Source organism: Thermobifida sp., assembly GCF_017577275.1.
Classification (GTDB): Bacteria; Actinomycetota; Actinomycetes; order Streptosporangiales; family Streptosporangiaceae; genus Thermobifida; species Thermobifida fusca.
In genome coordinates this window covers 577,522-594,113 of the sequence record NZ_PITY01000020.1, presented here as the reverse complement: position 1 = coordinate 594,113, position 16,592 = coordinate 577,522, and the positions used below count along the sequence as shown (strand labels likewise).

Annotated in this window: 12 protein-coding genes; 7 read left to right on the top strand and 5 right to left on the bottom strand. The window is 67.4% G+C overall.

All coding sequences use genetic code 11. From position 1 onward, the window contains the following. Positions 1-260 precede the first annotated feature (260 nt). The gene (locus CW348_RS07615; RefSeq protein ID WP_011290843.1) at positions 261-821 is read right to left on the bottom strand and encodes a flavoprotein; all 561 of its coding nucleotides are present in this window, start codon (positions 819-821) and stop codon (positions 261-263) included. 357 nt (positions 822-1,178) lie between these two features. Next, positions 1,179-2,261, bottom strand: a complete 1,083-nt coding sequence (locus CW348_RS07610) for an AAA family ATPase (protein ID WP_104612648.1) — start codon at positions 2,259-2,261, stop codon at positions 1,179-1,181. Positions 2,262-2,372: 111 nt separating this feature from the next. Here CW348_RS07610 and CW348_RS07605 point away from each other — a divergent pair, with 111 nt between their 5' ends. Next, positions 2,373-3,293, top strand: coding sequence for a TatD family hydrolase (locus CW348_RS07605; RefSeq protein ID WP_287463280.1), 921 nt, complete (start codon positions 2,373-2,375; stop codon positions 3,291-3,293). Here the strand turns inward: CW348_RS07605 and CW348_RS07600 are convergent, their stop codons facing one another. After that, the gene (locus CW348_RS07600) at positions 3,294-4,412 is read right to left on the bottom strand and encodes a CaiB/BaiF CoA-transferase family protein (RefSeq protein ID WP_011290846.1); all 1,119 of its coding nucleotides are present in this window, start codon (positions 4,410-4,412) and stop codon (positions 3,294-3,296) included. It abuts the gene before it with no gap. Between the two features lie 295 nt (positions 4,413-4,707). On the opposite strand from CW348_RS07600, the gene CW348_RS07595 reads away from it, so the two are divergent. From CW348_RS07595 to fxsT, 4 genes are read left to right on the top strand one after another with little or no spacing between them, the layout of a single operon-like run. Further along, entirely contained in the window at positions 4,708-5,664 is a 957-nt protein-coding gene (locus CW348_RS07595; protein WP_011290847.1) for a trypsin-like peptidase domain-containing protein, read from the top strand. Between the two features lie 2 nt (positions 5,665-5,666). Further along, positions 5,667-7,163, top strand: a complete 1,497-nt coding sequence (locus tag CW348_RS07590) for a hypothetical protein (RefSeq protein ID WP_258076847.1) — start codon at positions 5,667-5,669, stop codon at positions 7,161-7,163. A 29-nt stretch (positions 7,164-7,192) separates the two neighbouring features. After that, entirely contained in the window at positions 7,193-8,350 is a 1,158-nt protein-coding gene (locus CW348_RS07585; RefSeq protein ID WP_011290849.1) for an AAA family ATPase, read from the top strand. After that, positions 8,347-12,786: an FxSxx-COOH system tetratricopeptide repeat protein gene (gene fxsT / locus CW348_RS07580; RefSeq protein ID WP_104612650.1), complete on the top strand. Its 4,440-nt coding sequence runs from the start codon at positions 8,347-8,349 to the stop codon at positions 12,784-12,786. Before CW348_RS07585 ends, fxsT begins: the two co-directional genes overlap by 4 nt. Positions 12,787-12,847: 61 nt before the next feature. On the opposite strand, the gene CW348_RS07575 is transcribed toward fxsT, so the two are convergent. Then, positions 12,848-13,168, bottom strand: coding sequence for a DUF397 domain-containing protein (locus CW348_RS07575; RefSeq protein ID WP_287463277.1), 321 nt, complete (start codon positions 13,166-13,168; stop codon positions 12,848-12,850). Positions 13,169-13,330: 162 nt separating this feature from the next. On the opposite strand from CW348_RS07575, the gene CW348_RS07570 reads away from it, so the two are divergent. Together CW348_RS07570 and rsmA are read left to right on the top strand one after the other, a co-directional pair. After that, entirely contained in the window at positions 13,331-13,654 is a 324-nt protein-coding gene (locus CW348_RS07570) for a CU044_2847 family protein (protein WP_011290851.1), read from the top strand. Between the two features lie 34 nt (positions 13,655-13,688). Then, positions 13,689-14,552 (top strand): 16S rRNA (adenine(1518)-N(6)/adenine(1519)-N(6))-dimethyltransferase RsmA, encoded by an 864-nt coding sequence (rsmA, locus tag CW348_RS07565; protein WP_011290852.1) that lies wholly within the window; start codon positions 13,689-13,691, stop codon positions 14,550-14,552. Between the two features lie 23 nt (positions 14,553-14,575). Here the strand turns inward: rsmA and CW348_RS07560 are convergent, their stop codons facing one another. After that, positions 14,576-16,450, bottom strand: a complete 1,875-nt coding sequence (locus tag CW348_RS07560; RefSeq protein WP_038043214.1) for a serine/threonine-protein kinase — start codon at positions 16,448-16,450, stop codon at positions 14,576-14,578. Positions 16,451-16,592: the final 142 nt, after the last annotated feature.

The following is a 16,592-nucleotide window of genomic DNA, read 5'->3' as shown; positions in this document are numbered from 1 at the left end:
ACAAACCGGAAGTAATGGATTTCCTCGAAGGAATAGAAGACACGGACTGCTCAGCACCCGGGGGAGGTGCTGTGGTGTGTGACCGTTCCGAGGGCTCAGCCGCAGACAGGAAAGATTCAGTAGATCAAACGTCGCGGGAACCGAAGCCCTGGGGCTCATCGAGGGAGGAGGTCTTGAGTGCTGAGCAGTCCCTGGTATGGGGCAACACGGTGCTGTCTGGGACAGCTTGCCGTCGGAGCTGTTTCTAGGTCCCGGATTCTTCAGGAAGTCACACTCTTCTTCTGAAGAATCTCTTGAAGTGCGTGGAGGGCGGATGCCCAAGGGAAAATTGCTCGGGCTTTTTCGCCAGATCCTGGCGGGTGGGGTTCGAATTTTCCTGGACCGATAAGCACGGCAACCCCTTCGTCGCGGAGGGACTCCACGCTTCTTTGGAAGGGCAAGCGGGCGGCGGAGGCGGAGTTGACGAACGGCAGGACGACAACGGGGACGCCCAGTCCAATGGCCTCGTTCACCACGCTGAGAGCGTAGTTGTCGGCGATCCCGTGGGCGAGCTTGTTGATGGTGTTGAAGGTGGCTGGGGCGACGATGACGGCACCAGCTTTGGGAGAGCGGGGTTGGCCGGGTTTGCGGTGCGTGGAGCGCACCGGGCGGCCAGTCTGTTTTTCCAAAGCACTGCTGTCGATGAAGGTGACCGCGGACGGGGTGGCGATGATCTGGACAGTCCAGCCTTCTTCCTGGGCCAGGCTGACGAGGGTGCCGACATCAGGGGCGGCTCCGGCAGCGCACACCACGATGTAGAGCGTTGTGGATCGTTGAGTCATGCAGAGATCCCAGCACGTTGGTGTCGAGTAAACCTAGACCGGACAGCAGTACCACGTTCCCGCGAAATACGAAACGTTTCTTCGTTTGCCTGGGAATAGCGGGTGGTTCTGCTTCCCGTTCCCCATCAGGTATTTCTTAGGGGTGGAGCTGGTAGGGCGTGGCTGCCTCAGATTTCGTCGGACGCGGTGGCAGGGCCGCAGGTGAAGTCCGGAAGACCGTTGGGCAGTGCGGAATGGACACGCCACGGTTGCCTGAGCCAAGTGAGACCACGCCTTAGCGTCCGAGCTGTTTTGGACTCGTCGGGTTTTGAGAATGAGCGGGCTTCAGCCACTGCAGAAACCCGCCCCTGACCCGGCTCAGGACGCCAGCTCCTTGGGGGCGGACACCACTTGGGGTGGCTCGTTGCGGTCCACTGCGGACAGGCGGATCAGCCCGCCCTCGTCAGCGTCCCGGCAGATGTACGGGCTGTGCGTGGTCACCACGAACTGGATGCGGGGAAAGTGCTGGCGCAGCCAGCCGCCGATCGTCTGCTGCCAGCCCGCGTGCAAATGCGCTTCCACCTCGTCGATGAGCACCACCCCGGGGCAGACCACCGCGGGCATGCCGCCCTGCTCGCCAAGCGCTGACGCCCCGTACATTTCGAAAGCGTGCCGCACCAGGTCCACCACGAGCGCCACCATCAACCGGTGGCCGTCCCCCAGTTCGCCGAGCAGGAACTCCTCGCCGCCGTGGGCTATCCACAGGCCTTCCCCGTCCAGCCGGGCGATCCGGAAACCACTGGGCAGCAGACCGTCGTCCAACAGCGACAGCACGAACCTGGGCACGATATGGGTGCCTTCCCGCCAGCCCAGGTGCACGCCGGTCAGCCACCGCAGCCCTTCAGCGAGTGACGCGTCCTCCCCGAACAGGTTCGCCAGCCGCGACAGCGCGCCCGGCACCGGCACGGGGCGTCCCGGGCGCGACCACTGGCCGCCCAGTCGCCGGAACGGCCCATAGCCGACCACGAACCACCCGTGCGGGTGCTCTGCCCACGGCCCGTTCTCCAACAGGACGGTCCGCTCCGGTTCGATGAGGAACTGGGGCCGCGCCCCGCCGAAGTCGCTCCAATACAGTTCGGCTTCGAACGGCTCCCGCAGCACGTCCTGCCCCCGGGGGGTCCGGTCCCACTGCGGGTCTGGGACGAGGCGGGCCCGCACCCAGCCGTCGCTTTCCCCCCGCGACAGCCAGCCGCGGAAATCCGACATCAGCGCGCGACCCACCGACGGCCCCACCAAAGCCAGGGCTAGGGCGCGCAGCAGAGTGGTCTTCCCCGCCCCATTCGGTCCGGCCAGCACCGTCCAGCCCGCGTGGGCACCGTCGGGGCGGGTGAACCCCAACTCGACGCTGCGTGCGCCGTAAAACCCGCGGATACCGGAGACCGCCAACTCTGCGACGTACAAGAAACGCTCCGAGCACGGAGAGAAAGAAACCTACTACGTCAGGATAGGCGCGTTTCGTAGGGCTTTTCCGATTACCCGGGTTGGGCGGGGGGAATCCGCTCTTCCCTAGACTTGCTTTCCGTGAGTAAGAGCAGGCGCCAGCGAGAAAAGCGGGACCGGGCCCGCACCGAGCCGCCGCCGCTTCCCGAACCGCTGCGGGTGGCGGTGCCGGACTGCCACACCCACATGGACATGCAGGGCGGCGACGTCGCGGAGATCGTGGCCAAGGCCGCGTCGGTGGGGGTGACCCCGATCATCCAGGTCGGCTGTGACGTGGCCGGGTCGCGGTGGGCGGTGCAGGCCGCTGCCGAGCATGACACGGTGTGGGCGGCCGTGGCCTTGCACCCCAACGAGGCTCCGCGGATCGTGCACGGCGTCCCTGAAGACGAAGCCACCGAGTGGGAACCGGCCCGCCCCGCCGGGGGTGAGGCCGCGCTCGAAGAAGCGCTCGCCGAGATCGACGCGCTCGCTGCCCACGAGAAAGTGTGCGCGATCGGCGAGACCGGGCTCGACTACTACCGCACTGGCCCGGAAGGGTTCGACATCCAGGAACGGTCGTTCCGCGCGCACATTGCCATCGCGCAACGGCACGGCAAAGCGCTGATGATCCACGATCGGGACGCCCACGAGGACGTGCTGCGGGTGCTGGAAGACGCAGGCGCTCCGGAGCGGGTGGTGTTCCACTGTTTCTCCGGTGATGCCGCCATGGCGAAACTCTGCGCGGACCGCGGCTACTACATGAGTTTCGCGGGCAACGTCACCTTCGGCAGTGCCCAGCAGTTGCGGGACGCTGCCTCGGTGGTTCCCCCGGAGCTGCTGCTCGTGGAGACGGATGCGCCGTTCCTCACCCCGAAACCGCATCGGGGCCGTCCCAACGCGCCCTACCTTATTCCGCACACGCTGCGTGCCCTCGCCGAGCTCAAAGGCATGGCTGAAGACGAGCTGGCCGAGACGGTCGCTGCCAACGCGCGGCGCGCCTTCGCCCTGCCCTGATCACGAGTCTTCGGGCTCCGGATTGTCGTCCACCCCCCACTCCGCCAGGACTTGTGCCACGTCCGGGGTGGGGGTGTGGGGTGCCCGCGTGCTGCGAGCAGGGGTGCGGCTGAACCGGGGTGCTGGTCCCGGGTAGATGACGTCGCCGTCGCGCACCAGCGACCCGCGGGCTTTGATGTGCGGGTGGTCGGCGGCTTCGGTCATGCTCAGCACGGGGGAGACGCACGCGTCCGTGTCGGCGAAGACTTCCGCCCACTCGTCCCGGGTGCGGGTGCGCAGCACGTCCGCGAACCGTTCCCGCAGCACCGGCCAGCCGGACGGGTCCCACTGGTGGGGGAGTTCTGCCGGGTCCAGGCCGAGCTTGTCGAGGAAGACCGCGTAGAACTGCGGTTCCAGGCAGGCCACGGCCAGGTAGCGGTGGTCGGCGCATTCGTAGACGTCGTAGAACGGCGCGCCCGTGTCCAAATAGTTGACGCCCCGCTCGTCGCGCCACAGCCCTTGGGCGAGGTCCTCGTACATCATCGACATGAGCACGGCGCTGCCGTCCACCATGGCCGCGTCCACCACTTGGCCTTTCCCGGAGCGTTCCCGTTCCAGCAGGGCGGCGAGGATCCCGGTCACCACGAACATGCTGCCGCCGCCGAAGTCACCAACCAGGTTGACGGGCGGCACCGGGGCCTGTCCGCGGCGGCCCACACTGTGCAGGGCCCCGGTCAGCGAGATGTAGTTCATGTCGTGTCCGGCGCGGCGGGCGAGCGGCCCGTCCTGCCCCCAGCCGGTCATCCGCGCGTACACCAGCCGCGGGTTGGCGGCCAGGCACTCGTCAGGGCCTAGACCGAGCCGTTCCATGACCCCGGGGCGGAACCCTTCCAGGAGGACGTCGGCGGCGGCGACCACGGCACGGACCCGGGCCAGGTCTTTTTCGGACTTCAAGTTCGCTTCCAGGACGGGGCGTCCCGCGCTCATCTGCGGCCGCTGGGCGCCCGGGGCGAGGATGGGCGAGCCGGGACGGTCCACCCGGATCACACTGGCCCCCAGGTCAGCGAGGAGCATGGCAGCCATCGGCCCCGGCCCGATGCCCGCGAACTCCACCACGCGGATTCCGCTGAGTGGTCCCATGCGACAGCCTCCGAAGTGCCACGACAAACCCGGCGTATCGTCCCATTCTGGCGGTTTCTGCCGGGGTGCGGCACGGGGCGGTCCTGGGGAGCATCGGGCGCGGGTCAAAGAAACGGAATGCCGACATGAATCCGGTCAGGCGTGCGCACCCGCTGTTCAGAAATGATCGGGGACCGGGAGGGCGCTGCCCGCGAAAGCGGAATTTTTTTCATAATGGAACCGTTTTCCGGAAAGGTAAGTCTTACGGTCGATTTCTTCTGTCGATCCGCGCCCGTGCAGAAGGAGAACCATTACGGTGTCCGGTCCCCCCGCGGTATCGCCCGTTCCCGACTGGCAGTTGCGTATCCGGACGTCCCAGGGCGGTACGGCGGGCGCCGGAGTCCTCGTCTCCCCGCGCCACGTGCTCACCTGCGCCCACGTGGTCTGCACGGCCCTGGGGCTTCCCTGGGCGGAGGAGGACACGCCGCGCCCGCGTGAACCGGTCACCGTGGACGCGCCCCGCGGCGGCGGATCCTGGCAGGCGACCGCGACCGTCCTCGACGACGGCTGGTTCGCGGACCGTTCCCCGTGGGATGCGGCGGTCCTGCTGCTCGACCGGCCTGCCCCGGCGGATCCGCCCGAGATGCGCCTGTGCGGCAGCGAGCCGGGGCGTGCGGTGAGCATGGTGGGGTTCTCGCATGAGGCCGTGCCCGCCGGGGTGTGGTCCCGGGCGGTCCTTGTCGGGCACGGCGGGGGACGCCGGTTCGAATACGTGCAGTTCGACGTCACCTCGTCGACTACGGCCCGCGTGGTGCACGGGTTCAGCGGCAGCGGGGTGCGCGAGCACCCTGGCGGGGCGCTGATCGGCATCGTTTGCGATGCGATGCGCGACGACCGCGGGCTGGGGGCGAGCGGGTGGCTGATCCCCATCGAGGCGGTCCCCCGCGTGTGGGGCGACCGTTCCGCGGCGCAGCCGCCCAGTCGCGAACCGGACAGTCCGCGTCTCGTGCACCGTTTGGCGGAGGCGTTGGCGAGCACGCCGACGATTGCCGACCCGGAAGCCCGGAAAAGCTGGTGCGCCCTGCTGGACGAGCGGATTCGGAAACGTATCCACGTCGGCCGGGCGCCCTTGTTTTTCGCTTTTGACCTCGTCGACGTGGCGCGGGACTACGGGCTGCTGGGAGAGGTGCTGGACACGCTTGCAATGGTGGAGGAGGGGAGCCGGCAGATGCGTCAGGTACGGGAGGCGGCGGAAGCGCTGGGCGAGCGGTGACGATGGTCAGTCGCGCCCATGAACGACTCGCGAACGCGCTGTGGCGGGTCAGGTCGGTGTACGAGGAGGATGCGCGCCAGCGGTTCTGGCTTTGCCTGCCCGCGGATGTGCGGGCCCGGCTCAGCGTGGCAGGAGACCCGTACGGGTTTGCGCTTTCCCTGGTCATCCAGTGCTGCGACCAGCAGCGGCTCGGGGTGATGCTGCGCTGGCTCCGCTGCTTGGAGAACGACTCCAAGCCGGCGATGCAGGTGTGCGAGCTGGCTGAGGGGCTGCTGGAAGCGGAAGAGTGGGAGCTCAGCGGGCAGGGGCGGGAACGGGACACGTGGGAGCAGCTCCGCAAAGCGCTGCGTGAGGTGCCCTACGACGACCAGGTCGACCTGCTCTGTCAGCGGGTGGTGCCGCTGCCCCCGGAGCAGATCGAGGCGCCGTCCCCGCGTAACGCGTGGGAGGCGTTCCTCGATTTGAAAGAGGCCACGCTCGGCCCGCGGGGGGAGGATCCCGGGGAGCGGTTCCTGCAGCTTCTCGCGGAGTACATGGGCCGTGCGGAGCTGGTTCGGGCGGTGGCGGAGTGGGGCGCGGACCAGCGGCATGCGACGGTAGTGAAGCGCTCCGGGTGGGGCGGCGGGGAGCCGTTCCGGCCGCTTCCTCCGCCGCGGCTCATCATCAAGATCGGCTACGACTTGGGGAATCTTGAGCGGCTCTCGGTCGCCTACCGGCTGGTGACGGATCCGGACGACGACTGGATGGACGTGTGCGAGGCCGAGGCGTTGACCGAGGTGACGGAGGAGGAGCTGCCGCGGCGGATCTCCGAGTTGATCATTTGGGCGGAAAGCCAGCAGGCCGCTGACCACGGAAAACTCCGATTGGAGTTTATATTTCCGTTTTCGCTACTTTTCAGGTTTGTTGTCCAAAATTGGCCGCTGGAGCTTCACGAGGACGCGCCCGCGCCGAGCCTGGGCTCCCAATACGAGATCATCATTAGAAGCGAAGAATTCGCGCGCGACCCCCGAGCACAGCGGATATGCCAGCGGCGCTGGCAGAATCTGCACGAAGGACGAGGCCGCGTCGGCAGCTCCTCAACTGTGCTGGAAGAGGGCTGGGAGAATGTGGCGAATTATCTCGGCAACGAGGCTATTGTGGCTTTCGTCGCCTATGCGCTTCCTGGGGTCGACTGGCAGCGCCAGGTGTACGCTGCCGTGATCTGCGGAGTTCCGGTGGTGGCGTGGCGGTGGACGGGGAAGAATGGCAACCCCGAGGCTCATTTCCTGTCCATCCTCCGAGGTGAAGAGGAAATGGCCAGCGGAAAACAGGAGATGAACTGGCTGGAGAGGGGTATCAAGAATCTAACCAAGAACCTGTATCTCTCCCGAATCAACCGGGGTACAGCAGAGATGCGGAACAGGTCGCGACAAAGCTACGACCTGTCCGTCATCTACCACGACTACCAGCCGAAACCCCGGGAACAGAGGCAGGTGCTCTCCGGCGGCAACATTCGATAGACCTGGAGATCGGACAAAGGGCACAACAAATGGCCGCGTCACAAACTCCCCCTTCCGGAACATTCTCCTCTCCACAGGAGGAAGCTCCGCGCTGGTGGATTTTCCACGGGACGGGCACTCCGCGGCCGCACCTCGACCTCGCCGCCCAACTGCCCCCGCCCCCGCCCTGGCGTACCCGGCGGACCACCGCCCCGACCGACGCCCTCGAAGCACCCCCCTACGACGATGACGAAGCCGGATGGGTGCTCGGTGCCCAACCCGAACTCTCCGTGCTAGGCAGCCCGCTCACCCCCGCCCGCCGGGAACGCCTCGCCACCATCAACGCCGCCCTCTACCTGCGGCGTCCCCTACTCGTCACCGGTCCTCCCGGGGTCGGCAAATCCGTGCTCGCCGACCAGATCGCCCGGGAACTCGGCTTAGGACGGGTGCTGCGGTGGACCGTCAACAGCCGCAGCACGCTCCGCTCCGGCCTCTACGACTACGATCCGCTCGCGCAGATCCACGACCTCAACCTGGAAAACCTGCACGGCGGAACCCGGGACACCAGCGGCCCCGCCCCCGCTGCCGCAGACCTGGTGCGCAGCAGCGCCCAGCGGATCGGACACTACCTGCGGATCGGTCCGCTCGGCACCGCGTTCCTGCCGCACCGCCTGCCGCGCGTCCTGCTCATCGACGGGCTCGACAACGGCGACTACGACCTGCTCGGAGACCTGCTCGACCTGCTGGAACGCGGCCGCTACACGATTCCCGAACTCGCCCGGCTCAGCTCAGTGGAGCCGCAGATCTCCGTTCCGATCGACGACCCGCAACGGACCGCGACCATCGTCAACGGAGAAGTCCGCTGCTCCCAGCTCCCTGTCGTCGTCATCACCGCACACGAAGACCACCCCTTCCCGCCCGAATTCCTCCGCCAGTGCATTCCGCTGCGCCTCACCCACCCCAGCAAAGAGGAACTCGCGGGAATCGTGGCCGCCCACTTCTCCGGGAACCTGCCCAGCGCCACCCCAGCAGTCGTCGCCGACTTCGTGCGCCGCATCGCGGAAGGCTCCCCCCTGGCTATCGACCAGCTCCTCAACGCGGTCTACCTGACCACGGTCATCGACGCCAAGACCAGCGAACCCACCCCCGAGTTCCTGCAGGAGCTCGCGGAAATGGTGTGGCACCGACTCACGGACACCCACGGATGACGTCACGCCGCAGCCACGAAACGCCCCAGGGCCCCGACCCCCGCAGCCCCGGGGCGGCTCCGGCATACCGTGAAGCGCCCCCGGCACTCACCGGGCGGGAACTCGCCGACGCGGTCTACCTCGCAGCGTGGCAGCAGCACACCGCACAGCACCCCCCGGCCCGTCCCAGCGGTGGCAAGGACACGGCCCCCGCAGCAGGGCCGCAGCGCCCCGGCACGGACCCGTCCGCAGCCGTCCTCGGCGCAGCAGAAAAAACTGCGGGCACCGAACCGCCCCGCCTTCCCCCGGCACCCGCGCCCCCCTCCGGCGCGCTGCGCCCCCACCCTTCCCCGCTGCTGCACCGCTCCGCGCTCTACCAGGCGCTGCGCCCGTTCCGGTTGGCCGCCACCGACCCGTGGCAGCACTCCTACGACGCGGAAGAGACCGCGCGCGGCTATGCGCGTCGCCTGCTGGCCTCCCCGCACCCAGGAGGCGGGCACCGGCCAATCGCCGTAACCCCGCAGTGGGCCCCTTTCGTCCGGCCCGGAGTGCAGTTGACCGTCCTCGTCGACGAGAGCGTCTCCATGCTCTTCCACCAGGACCAGGTCAACGACTTCATCGGCCTGGTGCGCTCCTCCGGGGTGTTCCGGGGCGTGCGGGTGGAGCGCTTCACCTCCGACTCCGCCGACCCCGCACCCGTCCCAGCCGCCGGCTGGGGCGCGAGCAGCGGGAAAGACCCCGGCGGAATCCACATCGCCGTGGTACTCAGTGACGGAATCGGTGAAGGATGGGCCCGCGGCAGCGTGCAAAGCTGGCTCGGCTGTCTCGCTCAACGCCTGCCCGTGGCGATCATCCACCTCCTCGACCCGCGGCAGTGGAGCAGGACCGGGATCCGGCCCGCCGCGATGGAGCTGACCGTTGCCGCGCACCTCGGCCGCGCCCCCGCCAACCGCCACTACACTGCCCGCCCTTTCCAATGGCCGGACGGGCTCCCCCTGCCCGAACCGGAGTTTCCGCACTCCGCGCTCTCCGTGGTGCTGCCCGTGCTGGCGTCGCGGCCCGAAATGATCCACGCCTGGGCCCGGTTCGTGATGGGCACCCGGCAGCGCACCCTCAACGCGGGAGCGCTGCGGGTCGTGCCGGGAGACACCGCAGCGAACGCCGCCGGGGAGCGGCCCACCGCCGCCCCCACCCCGGAAGCCAGAGTGCGGCGCTTCCGCTGCGACTCCTCCGAAACCGCGTTCCAGATCGCGGTGGACCTCGCCGCGGTGCCGCTCACCGAGCCCGTCATCGCCGCGGTATGCCAGCGGTTCGCCGGGCACCCGCAGCCCTCCGAACTCATCGAAGTGCTCTTCAGCGGGCTGGTGACCGAAGTCGACTCCCCGGTGGTCACCCCGGAGCGGCGGATCCGGTGGGAGTACCGGAGAGGAGTCCGGGAAGCGCTGCTGTCCCTTGGCGGGCGGCGCTCCCGGATCCGGCGCACTCTCGCCGACATTGCCGCCGAGTTCGCCGGCTACGACCCCTGGTTCGCGCTGCTGCGCCGCATCCTCGACGACTCCCCGGTAGGGGAGCTGCCGGAGCTCGACGAAACCTCACTCCGCCTCGCCGCGGACACCCTGCCCGCGTTGGAGAGCATCGGCCTCGCCGACCTCCACCACGGCCTCGTGTACCGCATCAAAGAGCAGATGCTGGCCCACCAGGGGGCTGGGCACCCCGACGACTGGTCCGACACTCTCCTGGAGATCGCCCCTACCGGGCCTCTCGTCTCCGGATCGTCCGGCCAGTACGGCACAACGGCCTCTGAACGTGTCCCCCACGCGCCGCATCCGACTGAGACACCTTCGAATTCCGCGAGTGATGAGAGCAGCATGATGTCCCAGAGGTCTGTTTCGATATCTGACAACTTCCCGGGTGGTAGTGGATCGACGGGGATCGGTGCGGGGAGAAACACCTCGCTTTCCGCGATCTGGGGCGGGGACATCCCCCCGCGCAACGCGCTGTTCACCGGCCGCGACGACCTGATCCTCCGCCTGCGGGAGCAACTGCGGTCCTCCAGCGAGGAAGGGCGGATGACGCCCAGCGTGCTCAAAGGCATGCCCGGGATCGGGAAGACGCAGTTGGCGACGGAGTACCTGTACCGCTTCCGGGACGAATACGACCTCGTCTGGTGGGTGCGTGGCGGGCAGACCCACCAGATCCACGAGGCGTACACCCTGCTCGCCCAGGAGCTCGACGTGTTCCGCGACAACACGTCGATCAACAGCACGATCCACTCGGTGCGCGAGGCGCTGCGCAGAGGAAAGCCCCGGTCCCGGTGGCTGCTCATCTTCGACGACGTCCGGCAGCCCGACGACATCATGCGCTACCTGCCGATCGCCGGCCCGGGGCACGTCATCATCACGACACGCAACCTCACCTGGCCGGAGGGAGGCTACTTCAAGACGCTTCCCGTGGAAGTCTTCAGCCTGCAGGAGAGTGTTGCGCTCCTCAGTAAGTGCGGGCTCGTGGGCTTCAGCAAACACGAAGCAGCGGAACTCGCCGAAGAACTCGGCCACATGCCGATCGCCCTGCGTCAGGCAGCGGCGTGGATGAACGACAGCGCCACCACCATCGCCGAATACCTGGAGTTCTACCGGGACAAGCAAGCCCAGTTGGCGCCGATGTTTGCGCCCGCCGACCCCGACTACCCGGAGACGGTGATCACCGCGCTGAACGTCTCCCTGGACCGGCTCGCCGTCACCAATCCGGCGGCGCTGCAACTGCTTCAGGTCTGCTCGTTCTTCTCTACCGCGCCGATTCCCCGGTCCCTCTTCCGCCACGCGCAGGACGTGGCGGCACCTCCTGAGCTGGAGGCCGCGCTACAGGAACCCAACAAGCTCCACCGCGCCTTCAGTGACATCGGCCGCTATGGACTGGCGGTGCTCAACCACCGGACCCGTACCGTCCAAGTGCACCGGTTGGTCCAGCAAGCGTTGCGTGTTCCGCTGACCGCGGACGATCAAGAACAGCGGCGACACTGCGCCCACCTGCTGCTCGCCAAGAACGACCCGCAGGACACCTCATCTCCTGGGGCCCGAATCCGTTACGCCCAGCTGCTTCCCCACGTGTGGGCGACCGAGGCGTGGGACTGCACTGATTCGTGGGTGCGTCGACTTGTCCTCCAAGAGATCTACGTCACTGACCTGCGGGGAGAGCACAGTGACAGCAAACAGCTGGCGGAGGCCACGCTGTCGGTCTGGCGAGAAAAGCTGGGGAAGACCGCCCCGGAGACGTTGCGGGCAGAGCTTTACCTGGTGCGGGCCCTGCGCAACCTAGGGGAGCGGAAACGCGCTTACGAACTGTGCGAACGGGTGCTGCGTATCCTCACCGAGCAGCACGGGCCGGATTCAGAAGAGGCGCTGGAGGCCAGCCTCGAGTTCGTGCGCGACCTGCGGTATGCGGGACGGTTCCATGACTCGGTGGAACTTGCCCGCGACACCCGGGACCGCTACCGGCGGATCCTGGGACCGGACGACCCGGAGACGATCTCCGCCTCCCACGTCTACGCCTACGCCCTCCTGCTCGCCGGAGACCATCGGAGAGCCGCCGACCTCTTCTGGGAGATCTACCAGACCAACGAGATGATCCTAGGGCCCAATAATCCCTCTACATTGGCGGCTGTCGACGGATACGCGGGCTCCCTCATGGAGGCCGGGGACTACTTTAAGGCGCTGCGGTACCAGGAAGACAACACTGAGCGGATCTATTCGCTTTTCGGCATCAACCATCGGGGCACGCTGGAGAATATGGCAGCTCTCGCTGCCGTACTTCGCCGTACCGGAAACCTGGAGCGGGCGGTCAAGATCTCCGGGGAGGTCTGGCGAGAAACAAAAGACCGGTTCGGTGAAGACAGCATGATTGCGGTGGTTGCGGCTGCCAACCACGCCGCAGCCCTGCGGTCAGTCAACCGCTATCACGAAGCTCTGGACCTCGTGGAGAAGGCGTATCGCCGTTGCGCCGAACTCCTCGGCGAAGACCACCCCCATGTCGCCGCGATCAACGTCAACCGGGCGGTGGTCCTACGCCAGATGGGCAGAACTGAGGAAGCCCGGGTGATCGATGAGCGGGCGTTGCAGGTGCTCACGGACCGGCTCGGGGAGTACCACAGCAGCACACTTTCCAGCGCGCTCAATCTGGCCAGCGATTTCTTTGGCCTCGATGATGTCGCTGAGTCGGTGCGGCGCGACACGGAGACGCTGGCACGCTGCCGGAGAGCCCTCTCCGAGCGGCACCCCCTCACCCTGTTGGCCCGGCGCAACCTCGTCCTTGGCCGCAAAGCCATGAACGAGGACGTGGCAGAGGAGATTGCCGCCGTCGAACGGTTGTATGCCGAGGTCATGGGGGATCAACATCCCGCGACACTGTCAATGCGTCGGAGAGAGCGGGGAAACGCTGACCTTCACCTCAATAACCTGTGACAGCTCGTCACAGCAGAATGCAAGGTAACGAGGACAGAAAAATCACATAGTCACAAGAACTCTAGAGGTCATTCCTCTTCACGTTGTGAATAAAGAGAATCCACGCCCGGGCGGTGACGGAGAGAACCGGACCGTCCGGGTAAGTGGAGTCGCGAATCTCTATGCCTTCAGAACGCACAAATCGCACTTCGACACATTTGCACCCATCCTTTCCCTCGGAATGACTCGATTTCCGCCAGGGCGTTCTCTCGAGGCCATCGGCACCACGGGAAGCCAGACCTCCGGACGCCCCGGGCCGGCGGTGTTGCACAAAACCGGACCTTGTCCGACTTCTTGCTGCTGGTCCCCCGGTAGACCATTCCTGGTCCGGTGCAGCACTCATGCGGTGCACGGTCCTCCCCTGACTGAGAAATTCCTGACTGTTGTGACTAAGGGGGTATATCCCCAAGAAGGGGAAACTTCATGTCATCATGGAAGCTGAACAAACCCTGAAAATTCCCCAGGAACTGTCGCTTTCCCAGATGGGAAGGGGAGGGGAGCGCAGGTGAACCAACTCGTCGCCCTGGCCATTGACGACGAAACAGAAATCCTCATCGAACCGGCGGGCGAGCGCACCGGCCCCGTCAATGTGGCCTTTCCCGGAACCCAGCGGGTGCGAAAGCAGCTTGACCAGGTTTTCGGGCAGATTCGGCAGATTGCCGAGACCGTCGCCGAAAAGGTCCAGGACCTGCCAGGGAAACCCGACGAGGTCACCGTGGAACTCGGCGTGGGGCTCACCGCCACCGCCGACGTGTTCATCGCCCAGTCCACCGCGGACGCCTCCTTCAAAGTGACCCTCACCTGGAAGGACCCCGCGGCACGGACGTGAACCTCGCCCCCGGCCTGCCTGCCACAATGGGCGGGTGACCGAATCCGACAGCGCTGATGCCCGCCTGCTCACCCCCGCAGACGTGCGGCGGCTCGCCGCCCAGTTGGGGATACGCCCCACCAAGACCCTCGGGCAGAACTTTGTCATCGACCCCGGAACCGTGCGCCGCATCGTGCGTGCCGCCCAGGTCAGCCCCGACGACGTCGTGGTCGAGGTCGGTCCCGGCCTCGGCTCGCTCACCCTGGCCCTGCTGCCGCACGTGCGGCACGTCACCGCGGTAGAGATCGATCCGCGGCTCGCCGAGGCGCTGCCCGGCACGGTCGCCGACCACGCACCCGCCTACGCCCACCGGCTCCGGGTGGTCACCGCTGACGCGCTGCGGATCACAGAACTTCCCGACCCGCAGCCCACCGCGCTCGTCGCGAACCTCCCCTACAACGTGGCGGTCCCCGTCGTCCTGCACCTGCTGAACCTGCTGCCCAGCCTGGAGCACGGCCTGGTCATGGTGCAGGCGGAAGTCGCGGAGCGGCTGGCTGCCCGGCCCGGCGACCGCGCGTATGGCGCCCCGTCAGCGAAGATCGCCTGGTATGCCGACGTCCGCCGGGCCGGGGCGATCGGCCGCACCGTGTTCTGGCCGGTGCCCAACGTCGACTCCGGTCTGGTCGCGCTGCGGCGCCGTCCCGCACCCCCCACGAAAGCCAGCCGCGAAGACGTCTTCGCTGTCGTCGACGCGGCGTTCGCGCAGCGCCGCAAAACCCTGCGCGCTGCCCTCAGCTCCTGGGCGGGCTCGGCCGCGGCCGCAGAGGCTGCGCTGCGCAGTGCGGGCGTGGACCCGCGGAGCCGCGGTGAGACCCTGGGGATCGCCGACTTCGCCCGGATCGCGGAGCACCGGCCCTGACCCTGTGCCAGGGCCGGCACGGCTTAAGCGGGCTGTCCTGAGGGGATCTCGATCTGCTGGCCAGGGCTGTCCACCGTGCTGCGGAGGATGAGGACCTCGGGGGTCAGCTCCGAGTGCACGATGAACACCAGGTATCCGCGCACGGTGTCGCCCGGCTGGATCGGTCCCGCCCACAGCGGGTCGGCTCCCTCCCCGTGCAGCGGCGCGTCGGCCTTGGTCTGCTCGCCGCTCGCATGCGCCAGGATCTGCAGGTCGTGCCGGAACTTCACCGGGTAGTTCGCAGAATTGTGCGCCTCGATTTCCGCGACACAGTATTCGCCGCCGTTGACGATGAGCGGCCGGTCCAGCACCTGGTTGCCGCAGTACCAGTCGAGGAGGTCGAAGCGCAGGCTCTCCCCCGCCTGCGGATCCGCTGCCTGGGTGTCGGACTTGTCCGACTCGTCGTCGGGGTCTTCCTTAGGAGCCGACGACTGCTGCTCCTGCCCTTGACCGGGGGGATTGGTGTCACTAGTGGAGGAGAACCAGTCCTGGAAGAAGACCAGGCCGAACACGAGGACCACAGCCAGAAGCACCGCGCCGAGCACCGCGAAGACGATCAGCAGCCGGGAACGGGAGCTGTCGGGGCGGAGCGGGCGGTGTGGAGGAAGCGGGTTGGGCGGCACGTACGGGCGGGCCTGAGGGCCTCCCGAAGAGCCCTGGGCGGCAGGGGAGCGGGGCGGCTGTCTTCCAGTGGTGGGCGGCACCACGGGGATCTGGCCGGTGTGGTGGGGAGCTTGCGGTCCCGGCCGCTGCGGCATCGGCGGGCTTTGCGGACCGCCCTGCGGGCCGCCTTGGGGGCCAGCGGCTTGCGGCGGCATCGGCCCCGGGCCCCCTTGCGGGGGATGCGCGTAAGGCTGGGGGGCGATGGTGGTCTGCCCCGGCGCCTGGGCCTGGGCTTGCGGGCCGGGCATCCCCGAGTGCGCCTGGGGGGACGGCGGCGGATACCCGGGGGGCATCGGCGGGAAGTTCGGCCGCCACGACTGGTGCAGGGCATGGCTGACCACGTCGTTGGTGTCGTTGCTGTCCGTGCCCCCTGCCAGCTCCAGCAGCAGCTCCTGGGCGGTGGGACGCTGGTCGGGGTCCTTCGCCAGCGCCCGGGCGACGAGGCGGTCCAGCGGCGGGTCCAGGTTCCCGATGTCGGGCTCTGCGAACAGCATCCGCTTGCCGAGGGTCATGGCGTCGCCGTTGCCGAACGGGTGTCGGCCGTTGCCCGCGAACGCCACCAGGCAGCCCCAAGCGAAAATGTCGGCCTTGGTGGTGACCTTTTCTTCCAGCAACTGCTCGGGGGCCATCCACCCCGGGCTGCCCATGACGATCCCCGTCTGGGTGTGGCTCGTGGACGTGTTCAGCGCCCGGGCGATACCGAAGTCGATCACCCGCGGCCCGGACAGGGACAGCAGCACGTTGGCGGGTTTCAGGTCGCGGTGGACCAGACCGGCCTTGTGGATCGCGGCGAGCGCCGCGGCCACCCCCAATGCGAAACCGTGCAGGGTGCCCGAGTCGAGCGGACCGTGCTCGGCGATGTGCTCGGCGAGGGCCGTGCCCGCAATGTACTCGGTGACCATGTACGGCCGGTTTTGGAAGGTGCCGTGGTCGAGCACCTTAGCCGTGCAGAAGGAGGCGACTTTGCGGGCGTTTTCCATCTCGTCGCGGAAACGCGCCCGGGTGGCCTCGTCGAAAGCGAGTTCGGGGCGGATGACCTTGATCGCTACATGGGTTCCCTTCTCCGGGGCGCGGCCCAAGTAGACCGTCCCCATGCCTCCGCTGCCTAGACGTCCGACCAGCACGTAAGGACCGATGGTCGCCGGGTCTCCGGCGGCCAGCGGTTCCAAGTTCTTCGGGAGCCCATCCGACGGCAAGCGATCCTCCCCGACGGTGTCCAAACTCCGTCTTGGCTTTAACGGTAGCGGGCCTTGCCTCCCGATACCCACCCACGCGGATTGTCAAGTCCAGATGTGGTAACGCAAGCGACGTCGGTAATACGAGAATCGCTGCTGTTGG